This is a genomic window from Streptomyces sp. S.PB5 (genome assembly GCF_030403745.1).
Lineage (GTDB): Bacteria > Actinomycetota > Actinomycetes > Streptomycetales > Streptomycetaceae > Streptomyces.
In genome coordinates this window covers 488,169-504,397 of the sequence record NZ_JAQMWP010000008.1, presented here as the reverse complement: position 1 = coordinate 504,397, position 16,229 = coordinate 488,169, and the positions used below count along the sequence as shown (strand labels likewise).

Here is a 16,229-nt window from a genome sequence, read left to right as displayed (position 1 = left end):
CCGTGAGCCGAGTAAAGGGCGCTGCGCTGCGCTCCGCGTCGGCTGCGCCGATGGCCCTGCGGGCCACCCTTGACTCGGCTCACGGAATCACGGGGGAGAAGCGAGCGAGCGGCCGGGGAGGGATGGGTGGCCCGCTGGGTGGGTTTGCGGTGCGGTGGGTGGGGTCGTGGGCCGGGGATGGGGGGCGCGGTCGCGCCTCGCCTGCACGCCGGGTGGGCTTGGCGGCGAACGGCCGGTGGGGAGTGGGGCGCGGTCGCGTCTCGCCTGCACGCCGGGCCGGCTCAGCGGCGAACGGCCGGTGGTTGGGGGCGCGGTGGCGCCTGGCCTGCACGCCGGGTGGGCTTGGCGGCGAGGGGCCGGTGGGCGGCGGGGGCGGGGGTGCCGTGGCCTGGGTGCCGATGCCGATGCCGATGCCGGGTGGCTGGGCGGCTTGCGCCCGGCGTTCCGCTGGCACGCCGGCCGGGGGATTCGACTGGGCGGAGGGGCTCGTGTTCGGTGATTGGCAGATCTGTTCCCTGCCTGACGTCGGCCACCTGCGGTTTCGCTGGCGAAGGGTGGGACAGATCTGCCAATTCCTGCCGCTGCCCCCACCCAGGACCCGGCCAGCTGTCGGTTGCCGAACCTGCCCACTCGCCCCCACCCCCCACTCTCCGCAAGCCGCTAAGCCCACCCGGCGTGCAGGCGAGGCGCGACCGCGCACCCCCGTCCCCGGTCCAGAACCCCACCCACCGCACCGCAGACCCACCTGGCGGGCCACCCATCCCTCCGGGCCGCTCGCTCGCTTCTGACCCGTGCTGGAGCGAGCCGAGTCAAGGGTGGGCCGGAGGGCCATCGCCGAAGGCGACGCGGAACGCAGTGGAGCGCCCTTTACTCGGGTCGTGGAAGCACGACACTGGCAAAGAAGCGGGCGGCCCCAACGGCAACGTCATCGGATGGGGGCAAGCCGAGTCGCCCTCCCGTTGCGTGGATACGCACACCCCTTGACTTCACATGGTCCCCGCGTCACATTCCCATTTCTGACACATCCTCAGAAATAGGCGAACTGGCGGGAGTTACCCACATGGCGAGGACCAGCAGCGCGGAACCCGCAAGATCGAGCCCGAGCCCGAGCCCGGCCCCGGCCCCGGCCCCGAGCCCGACCCCGGCCCCGAGCCCCACCCGCCGACAGCTCCTCGGCGGTACCGTCGCCGCGGCCGCAGGCCTCGCCGTGGCCGCCGGTGTCCCGCAGGCCGCCCGGGCCGCCGACCTCCCCCTCCTCGGGACGTACGACGTCGTCGTCATCGGGTCCGGCGCCGCCGGGATGACCGCGGCGCTCACCGCCGCAAAACGCGGTCTCTCCACCGTCGTCCTGGAAAAGGCGCCCACCTTCGGCGGCTCCGCCGCACGCTCCGGGGCCGGGATCTGGATCCCCAACAACTCGGTGATCCTCGCCGCCGGTGTCCCGGACACCCCCGCCAAGGCGGCCGCCTATCTCGCCGCCGTCGTCGGGCCCGACATCCCCGCCGACCGGCAGGCCGCCTTCCTCTCCAACGGCCCCGCCATGCTCTCCTTCGTCATGGCCAACAGCCCTCTGCGCTTCCGCTGGATGGAGGGGTACAGCGACTACTACCCCGAGCTCCCCGGCGGCCTCCCCAACGGCCGTTCCATAGAACCCGACTACCTCGACGGCAACATCCTCGGCGCCGAACTCGCCCACCTCAACCCGCCGTACATGGAAGTCCCCGACGGCCTGGTCGTCTTCAGCGCCGACTACAAGTGGCTCGCCCTCTCCGCCGTGAGCGTGAAAGGGCTGGCCGTCGCCACCGAGTGCCTGGCCCGCGGGACCAGGGCGCTGGCGCTCGGGCAGACGCCCCTCACCATGGGACAGTCGCTCGCGGCCGGGCTGCGCAAGGGGCTGCTCGACGCCGGCGTACCGGTCAGACTCGGCACCCCCCTCACCGACCTCCTCGTCGAGAACGGCACCGTCACCGGAGCGGTCGTCCCCGGCGGTCTCTACCGCGCCCGGCGAGGCGTCATCGTCGGCTCCGGCGGGTTCGAGCACAACCTCGCCATGCGCACCCAGTACCAGCAGCAGCCCATCGGTATCGACTGGACGGTCGGTGCGAAGGAGAACACGGGGGACGGGATCCGGGCCGGGCAGCGGATCGGCGCGGGCGTCTCGCTGATGGACGACGCCTGGTGGGGCCCCGCGATCCCGCTCCCCGGCCAGCCCTACTTCTGCCTCGCCGAACGCACCCTCCCCGGCGGCCTCCTCGTCAACGCCGCCGGACGGCGGTTCGTCAACGAGGCCGGGCCCTACAGCGATGTCGTCCACACGATGTACGAGCGCAACCCCACCGACCCCGACATACCGGCCTGGCTGATCACCGACCAGAACTACCGCAACCGCTACCTCTTCAAGGACGTCGCCCCGACCTTCACCTTCCCCGACGACTGGTACAGCTCCGGCGCCGTGAAGAAGGCCTGGAGCCTCGACGCCCTCGCCACCTCCATCGGCGTACCGTCAGCGGCTCTCCGCACCACCGTCGACCGCTTCAACTCCCAGGCCCTGCAAGGGACGGACACCGACTTCCACCGCGGCGACAGCGCCTACGACCACTACTACACAGACCCCTCCGTCCGCCCCAACTCCTGCCTGGCTCCCCTGTGGCTGCCCCCGTACTACGCCTTCCGTATCGTCCCCGGCGACCTCGGCACCAAGGGCGGTCTGCGCACGGACGCCCGAGCGCGGGTGCTCCGCGAGGACGGCTCGGTCATCCGGGGCCTGTACGCCGCAGGGAACGCCAGCTCGGCGGTGATGGGCCGCAGCTACGCGGGCGCCGGCTCGACGATCGGCCCGGCGATGACCTTCGGCTACATCGCGGCGCGTGACATCGCGGGGGCGCCTTAGGGCGGCCGGCCGTAAGTGATCATCCCGATCGGTGCATCTTGCTCGCCCAGTAAGATCGTTCAAGATGCAACAACGCCGGAAGGGATGAGAGCCCGATGGCCGTGCGCCGGCTCAACCATGCTGTCCTGTTCGTCCGTGATATCGGACGTTCCGTCGCCTTCTACAACGAGGTCTTCGGCTTCACCGTCGAGCACGAGATACCCGGCATGGCCGCCTTCCTCAGAGCCCAGAGCAGCGACAACGACCACGATCTCGGCCTCTTCGCCCTCGGCCCCGACGCGCCCGGACCGCAGCGTGACCGTGTCGGGCTGAACCATCTCGCGTGGGAGGTCGGCACACTCGGTGAACTCGTCGAGACGAGCGAGCTGCTCGACGCACGCGGGGCTCTGACGGGGAGCACCGACTTCCTGGTCGCCAAGTCCCTGCACGGCGTGGACCCGGACGGCAACGAGTTCGAGGTGTTGTGGCGCACCCCGCGCTCCGACTGGCCGGCCTCGGAGGAGAACCAGAAGCCGCTCCCGCTGGACCTCCGGTCGGCGATCGACCGATGGGGTGCCGATCTGAGGACGGGAGCGGCCGCCGGCTCGGCCACGTGACAGCGCACCGGGCCCGACGGCCTCAGCGTGCGCGCGCGACGAGACCGTGCCGACCGTCGTCGTGGCGGGCCGGCCACACACCAACCCCGATCCCCGTCAGGCACGGGCGATCAGGCACGCCTGCGGGACCGGTTCCCCGTCGTTCGGTGCCCGAACCGTCCGGGACAGCAGCTCGAAACCGGCGTCCTCCAGCAGGTCGCCGATGAACTCGGGGCGCCGGCGCTGGAAGTCGAGGATCACGTCGTGGCCGAAGGGCCGGTCGTGACGCTTCGGCTCGTCGCCGACCTGGAACCCGATGAGCAGATGGCCGCCCGGGGCCAGGACCCGCCGGAACTCCCCGAACAGCGACGGCAGTTCATCCACAGGGGTGTGGATGGAGGAGTACCAGGACACCGCCCCCGCGAGCGCCCCGTCCGCCACGTCCAGCTGCAGCATCGACCCCTGTACGAAGAGCAGGTCCGGATTCTCCCGCCGGGCGATGGCGAGCATCCCCTCCGACAGATCGACCCCGAACACGTCCAGCCCCAGCGCCCGGAGCTTCGCGGTGGCCCGTCCGGGCCCGCACCCGAGATCGGCCACCGCCCCGCCGGGCCCGACGAGTTCGGCGAACACCCCGAACATCGCCCGGTCCACCGGCGACTTGGCGAACGGGTCACGGAACCGCTCGGCGTAGTCCTCGGCGATGGCGTCGTAGAACACTCGGGTACGGGTCAGGAAATCGGAATCGGTCATGCCCCGGCACCCTAGCCCCGCCCACTGACAACGGCAGACCGGCAGAGGCCGGCCACCCCTCGCCCCACCTCCGGCGGAGCGCTCAGTCGCCCCGCCCCTTCATCGCGCCCACTGCGGCGCCGGAGCCCACGGCCAGGCCCATCCCCACGCCCAGCGAGAGACCGAGCGACAGATTGCCGTCGAAGACGCTCAGCCCGAGCAGCAGCCCGATGGCCACGCCGAGCGAGAGGCCGACTCCCAGACAGATCGCCAGCCGATTGCCGGCAGCCGCCGCGGACACGCCGCCCTCTCCCCGCTCATGATTCGCCACCCGGACAACCCCCCGTACTCATGATCATCGTTTCGCTACATCATCCCGCACGCCCGCAACACCGCCGCGGTTCCGGCCGCCCCCAGCACCACCACCACGAACGGCGCCCGACGCCAGGCCAGCACACCCCCGACCAGCACCCCGATCGGCCGCGCCCACCCCGCGAACCCGCCGCCCTCGGTCAACGCCCCCGTCGCGAGCAGGGCGGTGAGCAGCACGACGGCTCCCGCGGAGAGCAGCTCCTGCACGCGCGGCGGGAGTTCCACCCGCCCGTGCAGCACGGGCCCGACCAGCCGGAAGGCATACGTCCCGACCGCCAGCGCCAGCATCATCGCGACCGTCGCACTCATGCCGCCCGCCTCCTGCCGTGGGCCGCCAGCCCGGCCAGGGCCAGCAGCACGGGGACACCGGCCGGGGCGACCGGGACGAGGGCCAGCGCCACACAGGCGCCGAGTGCCGCGGACCGCCGTACCGCCGCGTTGCCCCGCAGGACGGGCAGCACCAGGGCGACGAGGACGGCGGGGAAGGCCGCGTCCAGGCCGTAGCGGGCGGTGTCGCCGAGGGCGTCTCCGGCGAGGGCTCCGGCCAGGACGCCGATGTTCCATACGGCGAACAGGCCGAGCCCCGAGACCCAGAACGCCGTACGACGGCGTACCGGGTCGGTCTGGGCGAGAGTGAAGGCGACCGTCTCGTCCGTGACGAAGTGGGCGCCCAGGAAGCGGGCCGTGCGGCCGTGGCCGATGTGTTCGGCCACGGCGAGGCTGAAGGCGGCCGTGCGGGTGTTCAGGAGCAGTCCGGTGGCCGCCGCGGCGAAGGGGCCGCCGCCGGACAGCAGGACGCCGATCGCGCTGAACTGGGCGGAGCCCGCGTAGACGAGCAGTGACATCACCACCGGGACCCAGAGCGGCAGCCCGCCCGCCACGGCGATCGCGCCGAAGGAGACGCCGACGACGCCGCTGGCGATCCAGACCAGGGACGCGTCCCGGACGAGGTCGAGCGGAGGTGTTCGCTGTGCCGTACGCATGCTCTCTACAATGAACAGTAGTGGAGTCGTTCGTCAAGGCGAACGATCGTACCGATGGAGCGAACGCGATGTCCGACAGCCCGACCAGGCTGCCCCTGGAGTGGATTGCCGCCTCGTTGCGGCGTGAGCGCACCCGTGCCGGGCTGTCGCTGTCCGAGCTCGCCAAGCGGGCCGGGATCGCGAAGTCGACGCTGTCGCAGCTGGAAGGCGCGAGCGGCAATCCGAGCGTCGAGACGCTGTGGGCGCTGGGGGTGGCACTCGGGGTGCCGTTCAGCGCGCTCGTGGAGCCGCCGACGCCGTCCGTGCAGGTCATCCGGGCGGGAGAGGGGCCGTCGGTGGCGTCCGAGCAGGCGAACTACGTCGGCACACTGCTGGCGTCCAGTCCGCCGGGGGCGCGGCGGGACATCTACCGGATCACCGCGGAGCCGGGGGCGGCCCGGGTGTCGGAGCCGCATATTCCGGGCTCGGTAGAGCATCTGATCGTCGGCTCCGGGCGGGTCAAGGCGGGGCCGGCGGGCGAGGAGGTCGAGCTGGAGCCCGGGGACTACATGGCGTATCGCGGGGATGTGCCGCACTCGTACGAGGCGCTGCTGCCGGGGACGGCGTTCGTACTGGTCATGCAGCACGTCTGACGGCATTCGGGCAAAAGGCAGGAGCCCCGTTGCCGACAGGCGGCACGGGGCTCCTTGGGTACTGCTCTCAGGTCCGGATCAGAGACTCAGGAGTCTCAGACGGGGGTGACGTTCTCCGCCTGCGGGCCCTTCGGGCCCTGGGTGACGTCGAAGGAGACCTGCTGGTTCTCCTCCAGCGAACGGAAGCCGCTCGCGTTGATGGCGGAGTAGTGGACGAAGACGTCCGGGCCGCCGCCCTCCTGGGCGATGAAGCCAAAGCCCTTTTCGGCGTTGAACCACTTCACGGTTCCGGTAGCCATAAGCCCTCCTTGGGCCCAAAGGGTTGCCCTGCTCCAGAACCTGCAAGTGTGAAACGGTGCTGCACAACTGCATACGTCTGAAAACGACTAGAGCCCGCGGTCACATGCTCCGCAGGCTCTGTACTGCAAGGGAAACCAAACTGCAACTTGCGGCGAGCCTAGCACGAGGGCAGCCGAAAGCAATAGAGGTCAAGATCACGTCACCCGGATGTTTGATCGTGCTCGTGCCGGGTTGACGGCGGGGGTGGTCATCGTACGTCAGTCGCCAGGGTCTAGCCTCACGATGTGGACAATTCACGCACCCGGCCGCGCGTCGGCCACATCCAGTTCCTGAACTGCCTGCCCTTGTACTGGGGGCTGGCGAGAACGGGCACGCTCCTCGACTTCGAGCTCACCAAGGACACCCCTGAGAAGCTCAGCGAGAAGCTGGTGCAGGGCGATCTCGACATCGCTCCGATCACCCTCGTGGAGTTCCTGCGCAACGCCGACGACCTGGTCGCCTTCCCCGACATCGCGGTCGGCTGCGACGGCCCGGTCATGTCCTGCGTGATCGCCTCGCAGGTCCCCCTCGACGAGCTGGACGGCGCCCGCGTCGCCCTCGGCTCGACCTCCCGTACGTCCGTCCGCCTGACCCAGCTGCTGCTGTCCGAGCGATACGGCGTACGCCCCGACTACTACACGTGTCCGCCCGACCTCAGCCTGATGATGCAGGAGGCGGAGGCGGCGGTCCTGATCGGTGACGCGGCGCTGCGGGCGAACCTGATCGACGGCCCGCGATACGGCCTGGAAGTCCACGACCTCGGCTCCCTGTGGAAGGAGTGGACGGGCCTGCCGTTCGTCTTCGCGGTCTGGGCCGTCCGCCGGGACTACCTGGAGCGCGAGCCGTTCATCACCCGCAAGGTCCACGAGGCCTTCCTCGCCTCCCGGAACCTGTCCCTCGACGAGGTCGGCAAGGTCGCCGAACAGGCGGCGCGCTGGGAGGAGTTCGACGAACAGGTGCTGGAGAAGTACTTCACCACCCTCGATTTCCGTTTCGGAGGGCCGCAGTTGGAAGCGGTCGCGGAGTTCGCGCGCCGGGTCGGCCCGACGACGGGTTTCCCCGCGGACGTGAAGGTGGAGCTGCTCCAGCCGTAACCTGCATCTGAGTCATACGGGCCGCACGGGGGAGGGTGGGCGCCATGCAGCCGCTCGGAGTCGACGAACCCACGGTCGTGGGGCCCTACCGGCTGCTCGGCCGGCTCGGCTCCGGCGGTATGGGCCGGGTCTACCTGGGCCGCAGCGCCGGAGGCCGCACGGTCGCGGTCAAGATCGTGCACCCGCACTTCGCCCTCGACGAGGAGTTCCGCGCCCGCTTCCGGCGCGAGGTCGAGGCGGCGCGGCGGGTGGGCGCCGCCTGGACGGCACCCGTGCTGGACGCCGACCCGGAGGCGCCGGTGCCGTGGGTGGCCACGGCGTACGCGGCGGGCCCGTCGCTGTCGGCGGCGGTCGCCGACGCGGGGCCGTTGCCCGCGCATTCGGTACGGGTGCTGGGGGCGGGGCTGGCGGAGGCGCTGGCGGCGGTCCATGAACTGGGGCTGGTGCACCGGGATGTGAAGCCGTCGAACGTGCTGCTGACCCTGGACGGCCCCCTCCTGATCGACTTCGGCATCGCCCGGGCCACCGACGGCACGGCATCACTGACCTCGACCGGCGTCTCCATCGGCTCCCCCGGCTATATGTCGCCCGAGCAGATCCTGGGCAAGGGGATCACGGGAGCGGCGGACGTCTTCTCGCTGGGCGCGGTGCTGGCGTACGCGGCGACCGGGGAGCCGCCGTTCCCGGGGGACTCCTCGGCGTCGCTGCTCTACAAGGTCGTGCATGAGGAGCCTGAACTGGGCTCCTTGGATGGTGGCTTGAGGGCGCTGGTGGGGGAATGCCTGTCCAAGTCACCGGGTGAGCGCCCGACCCCAGGGGATGTCGCCCGGCGGCTGGCTCCGGAGGGGGCTGCGCGGATGGTGACGGGCGGGTGGCTGCCGGGGGCGTTGGTGGAGCAGGTCAGCCGCAGTGCGGTGCGGTTGCTGAATCTGGAGGTGGCGGGGGAGGTTGCTTCGGGGCCGGTGGGGTTCAGTCGGGCGTCGGTGGGGGAGGCGGCGGCGGATACGGCGGGGGCGGCTTCCGGTGCGGTGACGGCCGGGGCGGATGTCGGCGCGGCGACGGTGGGGGAGTTCGGGCCGCCGCCGGTGATGTCGGGGGGCGTTTCCGGGGCTCCGCCGGTGCTGCCGGGGAGTCACCCGTCCGTCGGTGTGCCCGAGCCCCGTGGGGCTCAGCCCGAACCTCGTGACGCCGTTCCGCCGGGCGATGCCAGACCCGGACGGCTCTCCGTCTCCGTGGCGGCGACCTCGGCGCCCGGGGCGAGTGGGCGCGGGCGACGGATGAGTTGCACCGTGGCGCTTGCCGTGGCGGGGGCGCTCGCGGCGGTGACGGTCGGGTCGGTGTTCGTGTTCGACCTGCTGCCGGGCGGGCGCAACGACGATGCGGGCGGGTCTTCGGACGCGTACGCGACGCCGAGCACCTCCGCGACCTTCTCCGAGACCGTCTCCTCGCCGCCGACCGCCGACAACTCCAGCGCGCCCGAAGCCCCGGCACAGGAGGTCCCGGACCGCTACCTCGGTACGTGGGAGGGGGAGGGCAGCGGCTCCGGCATCCCCATGGGCACCTTCCGGCTGACCGTGAAAGAGGCGGCCGTGGGCGAGGAGTTGGGCAAACTCAAGCAGACGGACATCTTCGGGGGCGTCTGCAACGACGTACTCACCCTGAAGGAGGTCGCGAAGACCGAGCTCATCGTGACGTCCGTGGGCGAGAAGGGGAACCACGCCGGCTGCAACCCGGCCCCCCACACCGTGCGGTTGACGCCGGTGGGGGACGATCTGCGGTACGTGTCGGAGAGTTCGGCGGAGGGGAACCCCGAGGCGCGGATGTCGAAGGTCAAGTAGAGGCGGGGGCCTTGCGACGCCTGTCGAAGTGGATGCCGATCGAGAAGAGCAGGAACAGACCGACGGCGACGGTCGCGAGGAGGCTCACGAGCCAGACGTACGGGTACTGCTCGTGCACCCAGCAGGAGTGCCCCTCGTAGTAGCAACTGCCGTTGCGGCGGCGCCGCCTGGGTCGCATGCTCCAGAGGGTCAGGGCGGAGACCAGGCCGAACGCCACCATGCCCGGGAGCGCGGCGGCCGCCCAGGCCACCGACCGCACCTTGGCCTTCTTGAACTTCACACGCGTCAGCGGAGCGATGAACAGGCCCGCTGTCACTGCCTCCAGGACACCGAGGGTGATGCCGAACCCGTAGCCCCCGCCGGGCCAGTCGGGAGCGAGGTTCCCCCAGGCCTCAGGACCCCAGGTCTCCCCTGAGACACCCACGGCGGCGGCGACGGCCGCGGTCAACGGCAACACCACCAGGGCGACCAGCCAGGGCCGTTCCCGCTTCTCTCGTGCCCGCGGTGAAGCAGGCCGGCCCCGCCGGTGCTCGTACTGCAATGCGGGCTTCGCAGCCTTGCGGCTCACCCCGGGACGACCACCGTCCGCAGCTCCCCGTCCCCCAGATGCAACATCCCCTTGCCCGGGGCGATCTGCCCGCCCACGAGCCCGCGGTTCAGCCGTACGCCGATGAGGTCGCCGCTGGACGTCTCCTGCGGGGAGAGGAGGATGCCGCGGCGGGCCTTCTTGGCGTCGACCTGCCAGCCGGAGAAGCCGGAGCAGACGTCCTCCTCGTCGCCGGCGATGACGAGCGCGAGACCGCGTTCGGCGCCGCGGGAGACGATCTTCTTCATCTGACTCTCGGCGTCGCAGTCCTCCAGGAGTTCGCCGTCGTCGATGAGGACGACGATCGGGTCCTCCAGGCTCGCCTCGTCGATGAGCTCCTCGAACTCGTCCTCGTCGATGTCGTCCCCGGTGAAGACCTTCAACACGCCGTCCGTGCCGTCGAGTTGGCGGAGAGGTGACTGGCGGGGCGCGGCGATGACGATCCGCACCCCCTGCGCGAGGTACGACTGCGCGAAGTTCAACAGGGCTGTCGAGCGGCCCGACTTGGCCGGACCCGCGATGACGAACGCGGGCACACCCTGAGCCAGATCCGGACCGAAGCCGACGATCTCGTCGCCACCGATACCCGCAAGCCCGAACAGCTTGCCGCGCGAGGCGTCCGGGTCGCGCATCTCCCACGCCTCCGTGAAGGAGATCCGGCTCGGCAGGCTGTCGACCCGGAACGGCCGGTGCGTACGCGGCACCGCCGCATCCCGTGCGGCCGCCGCCTCGCCGATCGACGCCAGCGCGGCGGCCTGCCCCTGACCGGTGGTGTCCTCGGAGAGGAGCGCGAACTGCGTCTCCGTACCGAACTCGTTGCGGTAACCGCGTCCCGGCGGGATCTCCTCCGGCACCTTGCGGGCCGGGATGCCGAGGGAGGAGAAGTCGCCGCGGTCGGCGAGCCGCAGACCGTACTTGTCCTCGGTGAGGGTCGCGATACGGCCCACCAGCAGCGTGCGGTCACCGGTGAGGACGAGGTGGATACCGACGGACGCGCCCTCACGCATCATCGTCTGCAACTCGTCGGTCAGCGAGCCGTGGTCGACCTCGCCGAGCGTGGGCACCCAGCCCTCCCAGCGGTCGAGCAGCACGACGATGTGCGCGAGCCGCTCGTCCTGCGCGACCGAGGCGCGCTGCTCGCCGATGTCGGCGAAGCCCTTCTCGGCGAGCAGGTTCTGGCGGCGGTCCATCTCGCCCTTGAGCCGGTTGATCAGCCGGACCACCCGCTCGGTCTGGTTGCGGCTGACGACCGCGCCCACGTGCGGGAGCCGGGTCAGGGCGTTCAGCGCGCCGTTTCCGCAGTCGATGCCGTACATGTGCACATCGGCCACCGAGTGCGTACGGGCGAGGGAACCCGCGATGGTCCGCAGGATCTGCGAACGGCCGCTGCGCGGCGCGCCGCCGATCATCAGATGCCCGAAGGTGGCGAAGTCGATGGCCACCGGGCGGCGGGCCTGCAGCGCGGGCAGGTCCTCGACACCGTACGGCGCGGGCGCGAGCTTGCCGGGGCCGCCGGCGAAGGCGGGCAACTGGACGTCGTCCAGCAGGATCTGCTCGTCCAGCGCGGGCAGCCACGGGCTGTGCTGGGGCGGGATGCCGACCACCTGGTTGGCGTCCCGGATGGTGTCGACGAGCACTTTGAGGTCGGTGATCTCCTCGTCCTCCCGCGACTCGGCCTTGGGCTTGACGAGGGCCGCCCGTCCGAGGTCCTCCCAGGACAGCGGGCCCACCCAGGGCATCAGCACCGCGGGATCGGCGGCACCCGGCCGCCGGCCGCCGACACGTCCCGACTGGAAGGGGACGAGCGAGGCGTGCCCGAGCCGGACGTACGCCCGGCCCGGTGTGCTCTTGGAGATGTGCCCGGCCTCGGGGGAGTCGATGACGTCCGTCGACTCACCGCCGTCGGTCACGCGCAGGGCGATACGGAGGTTGGTGTTGGCGCGGATCTCGGGCGAGACGACACCGGAGGGCCGCTGTGTGGCGAGGAGGAGGTGGATACCGAGCGAACGGCCACGCTGGGCGATGTTGACGAGACCCGTGACGAAGTCGGGCAGGTCACGGACCATGGACGCGAACTCGTCGATGACGATGAGGAGTCGGGGAACCGGCTTGTGGGAGGGATCCCGTCTGACCAGGTCCTGGTAGTCCTCGATGTCCTTGGCGTCGGCGGCGGCGAGGATGTGCTCGCGGCGGTGCAGTTCGGCGCCCAGCGACTCCAGCGCCCGCTCGACGAGATGGGCGTCGAGGTCGGTCACCATGCCGACGGTGTGCGGGAGATGGACACAGTCCTTGAACGCCGCGCCACCCTTGTAGTCGACGAGGACGAAGGTCATGTTCTCGGGCGTGTTGGCGACGGCGAGCGCGGCCACGATCGTCTGCAGCAGCTCCGACTTACCCGAACCGGTCGTACCGGCGATGAGACCGTGCGGCCCGTCCTTGCGGATGTCGATGCCGAAAGGCCCGTCGTACGACTCACCGATGACCGCCATCGTCGACTGTCCGCCCATCCGCCAACGGGCCACGATGGCATCGCTGGTCGGCGGTTCGAGCTGGAGCACGTCGAGGAGGCGGCTGGCACTCGGCAGCGCGGAGTCCTCGGTCTCGCCGCTGATGTCACGCAGGGGCGAGAGGGCCCGGGCCAGCCGCAGGCACCAGGCGGGCGACACGAAGTCGGGCCGTACGTCCTTGATCCGCTCGGCACCGGCTTCCTCGACCCGCAGCCGCAGTTTGTCGTCCCGCTGGTCGCGGCCGGTGTCCTCGCTGGTCTGGTGCCAGGCCTGGAAGGAGGGGAAACCGCCGGCGACCTGCTGTTGCTGCTGTTGGACCTGCTGTGCGTAGTCGTACTCCCGGGCGGGCGGCTCGGCGACGACGTACGCCTGGCACTCACCCGGCAGGAACCGTTCCTCGCTGTCGAGGCACAGGGCGTACATGGAGACGGCGGGCCCCTCGCGCAGAATCCGCACGACACCCGGCAGCGACCGCAGCCGCCGCGATCCGTCCCATACGACGACGATGTCCGGGTCGCTGAAGGAGGCCCCCTGGCCGCGGTTCTGCTCGGCGGCCTTCTTGCGCGCGTCGAGGATCTGCGTCAGCTCGCCGATGCGGGCGCCGACGGTCTCGGCGTCGGTGCCGATGAGCAGGTTGACGTCCTGGCCGGAGCCGGGCTTGGCGTGCGGCAGCCAGCGGGTCCAGTCCCAGCTCTGCTGGGCGGAGTGCTCGCTGAGGACGTAGAACTGCACATCCATCGGGCTGTGCAGCGCGGCGGTCTGCGCGACGGCCCAACGCCCCATCGCCCGCGCCGAGTCACCGGGTCCGGCCATGCCGATGACCCCGAGGGAACGGAGGTCGAGGGCGACGGGCGCGTCCTCGATGTTCCAGGTGACCTGACGCTTGTGGTCGAGCTGCTCGGGGTCGTCGAGGACGACCTCGGAGGGGAGCCGGCCGGTGCCGACGCGCAGGAGGAGATGGTCGCGGTCGGTGCGCCGCCGCTCCCAGAGGCGGGTACGGGGCCCGGTGCCGAGGGAGAGGACGGTGGCGGGGTCGGGGATGGCGTGCCGACGGTCGTTCCGCTCCGCGACGAGCGCGTCCTGGGCGTCCTTCTCGATCTTCTCCTTCTGCTCCTCGTACTCCTTGACCTGCTTGGCGTGGGACTTGCGTCCGTGCTTCTTGTCGTTGAAGTAGTTGGCGAAGAGGAGGAGGGGGCTGAGCGCCGCCATGATCAGGTAGTACCAGCGCTGGAAGATCATCACGGAGACGACGGCGCCGACGAGCGGGGTCATCGCCATCAGCCAGGGCAGCGGCCGGGCCTCGTACTCACGCGGCGGCGACGGCAGCCGGAACTTGGTCTGCCGGTCCGGGGGCCGGAGGCGGGGCGGACGGTTGTAGTCGAGGCCGATGCCGTCGTCGGACCACTTGAGGGCGGCGTTGGGAGGGGAGTAACGGGCCAGTTCGAGAAGTGTGTTGCCGACGGCGATCTGACTGCCGAGGGGCCAGTCGACGGTGGTGACCTTGCCGTCCCGGCTGCGCCTGCCGTCCCGGCTGCCGCCGCTGTCCCTACCGGCTTTGGCGTCCTTGCCGTCCTTGCCGTCCTTGCTGTTCGTGCCGTCTTCGATGGGGGAACCGTCGAGGGTGACCTTTACGGTGTCGTCCTCGCCGTCCACGTCGTCCTCGCCGTCCTGCTTCACATGGACGGCGACTTGGCAGGTGCCATCGGTTGCAACTGACAAGGTGAGGGCGCGGGCGTCGAGTTCGGAGTCGTCGATACGGATGTACGCGGCCGGCCCGCTGCCGATGTCGTACCGCCCGACACCGAGCCGGTGCACGAACCCGGCGACGGGACCGCCGACGACGCGGAGCTCGACGAGACCGGTGGGCTCGCCGGGCAGACACCCGGCGGGGTCCTGGAGGGAGACGACGGCGCCGTCGCGGAGAGGGGAGTTGACGACGGTGGCGGCGGGATCGACGGCGTACCCGTCGACGTAGATGATCGGCGCGTTGTTGGCGGGGATCTGATGCTGCTGAAGCCCGAGCGGAATGACCTGGGCACCGCCGGCGGCACCGACCTGCTTGGCCAGCTCCAGTGCGATGTCCCCCGCGGTGGACTCGGGATCGGCATCGAGCACGACATCGGCGGTCCCCCCGCCGTACGGATCGACGACGGTCAGAGTCAGGCGCACGCTATGTCCTCCCCACGGCCACTGTGGCCCCCGTGGCTGCTTCTGCAACGCAGGCCACAGTGTCAGTGACGATATCCGCTCGAGGTGGCGGGTGGGGAGCGGGGAGGAAGGAGGAGGGAGGGAGAAGCGCGGGAGGAGCAAGGGAGGAGCAAGGGGGACTGCGGGCGGGGCCGCCCCGTTCCGCGTTTGCTTCCCTTTGGCAACGGCGTATGCACGAGCTCACCACGTCTTGTTCGCATCTTGGGGTGTAGCCCCTCAGGTCACACCCGTAAGCTGCTGCCTCAAGAGCGGACGATCACACCGCGCGCTTCGGGCCGTTGGTGGGGATTTGAGGTCCGCGTACAGGGAGCCACGGGGGTTGGCCCTGCGGCATTGTGATTGGGAGCGGCTTCATGGCCAAGGACCTTGATGTCACATATCAGGACATGCGGGATGCTGCGAAGCATGTCGTCAAGGAGAAGGAAAAGCTCCACGAGAAGCTCGAGGGGCTGAAGAAGTACATCAACAACCTCGTGCAGTCGGGCTATGTGACGAAGAGCTCGTCCAAGGCCTTCGACGAGAACTTCGACGAGTTCGTCCGGGGCGCGAAGGACACGCTGGACGGTCTGGACGGCATGGGGGACTACCTGACCATGGCTGCGGACAAGTTCGAGCAGATCGATGACGAGCTGGCCAAGCAGGCTCGTAAGTGACGTCTCGCTGAGGCATGCGTGCGTGGGCGGTGCGGTGGGGTGGCGACAGGCCGCCGCACCGCACCGCCCGTTTTCCGAGGGGGCGCTGGTGCGTGACGACGTTCGTTCACCCCAGCGTCTTCACTCCGGGTTCTTCATTCCGGAGCGGCGCCCCTGAAGGAGCTCAGTGGGCCGTCCCGGGAAGCCGGAGGGTACGCGCGAAGTCGTCCAGTGCCCCCATCGCGGCGGCGATCAGCTCCGGGTCGTCGTGGTGGCCGCGGAGCAGCACGTCGGGGAGGCCGGGCGGGGTGTGCCAGTGGTACGTCACCGAGGTCATCATGATGGTGCTGTCCGCAGGGTAGGAGCGGGTGACCCGAACCCCGTTCGCGCCCAGGTGCGGAGAGGCGAACGGCACGCTGCCGGTCCGCTGCTGCCACTCGGGGATTTCCGGGTGCGGCACCGTGAGCGCGGTGACTCCCTCGCAGGAGGCCACGTCACGGGCTTCGCAGTGGATGCGGGTGGCGTGCATCACCAGCGGCATGTAGGTCAGTGGCACGAGGTGGTAGACGAATGCCTCGTCGGCCTGGAGCTTGTCCCGGAGCGTGACGATCGTCTGCTCGTAGAAGCTCTTGTGGAAGCGCCGCAGTTTGCGGGTGAGCTCGATGTCGTGGATGGCGGCCATGCCGGTGAGGTGCAGGCCCAGCCACTCCTTGAAGGTCTTCCTGTCGATCTGAAGGTGAAGGTAGCCCCAGAGGTCTGGGTCGGCATCCGTGTCGATGTGCAGCGGGGCGCCGAGGTCGGTGCTCCACAGGGTGCCTTCGGACATGGGTGGTCTCTTTCT

The 16,229-nt window shown here is 70.4% G+C and carries 14 protein-coding genes; 6 read left to right on the top strand and 8 right to left on the bottom strand.

The annotated features are described in order from the left end of the window. Positions 1–1,060 precede the first annotated feature (1,060 nt). Positions 1,061–2,890 carry a 3-oxosteroid 1-dehydrogenase gene (gene kstD, locus PH203_RS23570; protein ID WP_289922443.1) on the top strand — a complete coding sequence of 610 codons (1,830 nt, stop codon included), beginning with the start codon at positions 1,061–1,063 and terminating at the stop codon, positions 2,888–2,890. Positions 2,891–2,985: 95 nt separating this feature from the next. Then, positions 2,986–3,486, top strand: coding sequence for a VOC family protein (locus tag PH203_RS23565; RefSeq protein WP_289922442.1), 501 nt, complete (start codon positions 2,986–2,988; stop codon positions 3,484–3,486). 96 nt (positions 3,487–3,582) lie between these two features. Here the strand turns inward: PH203_RS23565 and PH203_RS23560 are convergent, their stop codons facing one another. The 4 genes from PH203_RS23560 to PH203_RS23545 form a co-directional block, all read right to left on the bottom strand. Further along, complete coding sequence (locus tag PH203_RS23560) at positions 3,583–4,218, bottom strand: class I SAM-dependent methyltransferase (protein ID WP_289922440.1); 636 nt, start codon at positions 4,216–4,218, stop codon at positions 3,583–3,585. A gap of 82 nt (positions 4,219–4,300) precedes the next feature. Beyond that, positions 4,301–4,498 (bottom strand): hypothetical protein, encoded by a 198-nt coding sequence (locus tag PH203_RS23555; RefSeq protein WP_289922439.1) that lies wholly within the window; start codon positions 4,496–4,498, stop codon positions 4,301–4,303. Positions 4,499–4,563: 65 nt separating this feature from the next. After that, positions 4,564–4,878 carry an AzlD domain-containing protein gene (locus PH203_RS23550; protein ID WP_289922438.1) on the bottom strand — a complete coding sequence of 105 codons (315 nt, stop codon included), beginning with the start codon at positions 4,876–4,878 and terminating at the stop codon, positions 4,564–4,566. Then, complete coding sequence (locus tag PH203_RS23545) at positions 4,875–5,552, bottom strand: AzlC family ABC transporter permease (protein WP_289922437.1); 678 nt, start codon at positions 5,550–5,552, stop codon at positions 4,875–4,877. Before PH203_RS23545 ends, PH203_RS23550 begins: the two co-directional genes overlap by 4 nt. A gap of 68 nt (positions 5,553–5,620) precedes the next feature. On the opposite strand from PH203_RS23545, the gene PH203_RS23540 reads away from it, so the two are divergent. Further along, positions 5,621–6,184, top strand: a complete 564-nt coding sequence (locus tag PH203_RS23540) for an XRE family transcriptional regulator (protein ID WP_289922436.1) — start codon at positions 5,621–5,623, stop codon at positions 6,182–6,184. A gap of 95 nt (positions 6,185–6,279) precedes the next feature. On the opposite strand, the gene PH203_RS23535 is transcribed toward PH203_RS23540, so the two are convergent. Next, entirely contained in the window at positions 6,280–6,483 is a 204-nt protein-coding gene (locus PH203_RS23535) for a cold-shock protein (RefSeq protein ID WP_003992177.1), read from the bottom strand. A 285-nt stretch (positions 6,484–6,768) separates the two neighbouring features. Between PH203_RS23535 and PH203_RS23530 the strand changes: the two genes are divergently transcribed. Further along, positions 6,769–7,617 (top strand): menaquinone biosynthesis protein, encoded by an 849-nt coding sequence (locus PH203_RS23530; protein WP_289922417.1) that lies wholly within the window; start codon positions 6,769–6,771, stop codon positions 7,615–7,617. Positions 7,618–7,661: 44 nt separating this feature from the next. Then, positions 7,662–9,455, top strand: coding sequence for a serine/threonine-protein kinase (locus PH203_RS23525; protein ID WP_289922416.1), 1,794 nt, complete (start codon positions 7,662–7,664; stop codon positions 9,453–9,455). Here the strand turns inward: PH203_RS23525 and PH203_RS23520 are convergent. Together PH203_RS23520 and PH203_RS23515 are read right to left on the bottom strand one after the other, a co-directional pair. Next, positions 9,448–10,023: a hypothetical protein gene (locus PH203_RS23520; protein WP_289922415.1), complete on the bottom strand. Its 576-nt coding sequence runs from the start codon at positions 10,021–10,023 to the stop codon at positions 9,448–9,450. The genes PH203_RS23525 and PH203_RS23520 overlap by 8 nt on opposite strands. Next, a complete protein-coding gene (locus PH203_RS23515; RefSeq protein ID WP_289922414.1) occupies positions 10,020–14,717 on the bottom strand; it encodes an FtsK/SpoIIIE domain-containing protein in 4,698 nt (1,565 codons plus the stop codon). The genes PH203_RS23520 and PH203_RS23515 overlap by 4 nt, the downstream gene beginning before the upstream one ends. Before the next feature lie 392 nt (positions 14,718–15,109). On the opposite strand from PH203_RS23515, the gene PH203_RS23510 reads away from it, so the two are divergent. Continuing rightward, entirely contained in the window at positions 15,110–15,409 is a 300-nt protein-coding gene (locus tag PH203_RS23510; protein WP_289922413.1) for a WXG100 family type VII secretion target, read from the top strand. Positions 15,410–15,572: 163 nt separating this feature from the next. Here PH203_RS23510 and PH203_RS23505 read toward each other — a convergent pair whose 3' ends face one another. Next, a complete protein-coding gene (locus PH203_RS23505) occupies positions 15,573–16,214 on the bottom strand; it encodes a hypothetical protein (protein WP_289922412.1) in 642 nt (213 codons plus the stop codon). Positions 16,215–16,229 lie beyond the last annotated feature (15 nt).

Coding starts and splice junctions, on each gene's coding strand:
- PH203_RS23505 (WP_289922412.1), bottom strand. CDS start 16,214: ATGTCCGAAGGCACCCTGTGGAGCACCGACCTCGGCGCCCCGCTGCAC.
- PH203_RS23540 (WP_289922436.1), top strand. CDS start 5,621: ATGTCCGACAGCCCGACCAGGCTGCCCCTGGAGTGGATTGCCGCCTCG.
- kstD (WP_289922443.1), top strand. CDS start 1,061: ATGGCGAGGACCAGCAGCGCGGAACCCGCAAGATCGAGCCCGAGCCCG.
- PH203_RS23550 (WP_289922438.1), bottom strand. CDS start 4,878: ATGAGTGCGACGGTCGCGATGATGCTGGCGCTGGCGGTCGGGACGTAT.
- PH203_RS23565 (WP_289922442.1), top strand. CDS start 2,986: ATGGCCGTGCGCCGGCTCAACCATGCTGTCCTGTTCGTCCGTGATATC.
- PH203_RS23535 (WP_003992177.1), bottom strand. CDS start 6,483: ATGGCTACCGGAACCGTGAAGTGGTTCAACGCCGAAAAGGGCTTTGGC.
- PH203_RS23560 (WP_289922440.1), bottom strand. CDS start 4,218: ATGACCGATTCCGATTTCCTGACCCGTACCCGAGTGTTCTACGACGCC.
- PH203_RS23525 (WP_289922416.1), top strand. CDS start 7,662: ATGCAGCCGCTCGGAGTCGACGAACCCACGGTCGTGGGGCCCTACCGG.
- PH203_RS23545 (WP_289922437.1), bottom strand. CDS start 5,552: ATGCGTACGGCACAGCGAACACCTCCGCTCGACCTCGTCCGGGACGCG.
- PH203_RS23510 (WP_289922413.1), top strand. CDS start 15,110: ATGGCCAAGGACCTTGATGTCACATATCAGGACATGCGGGATGCTGCG.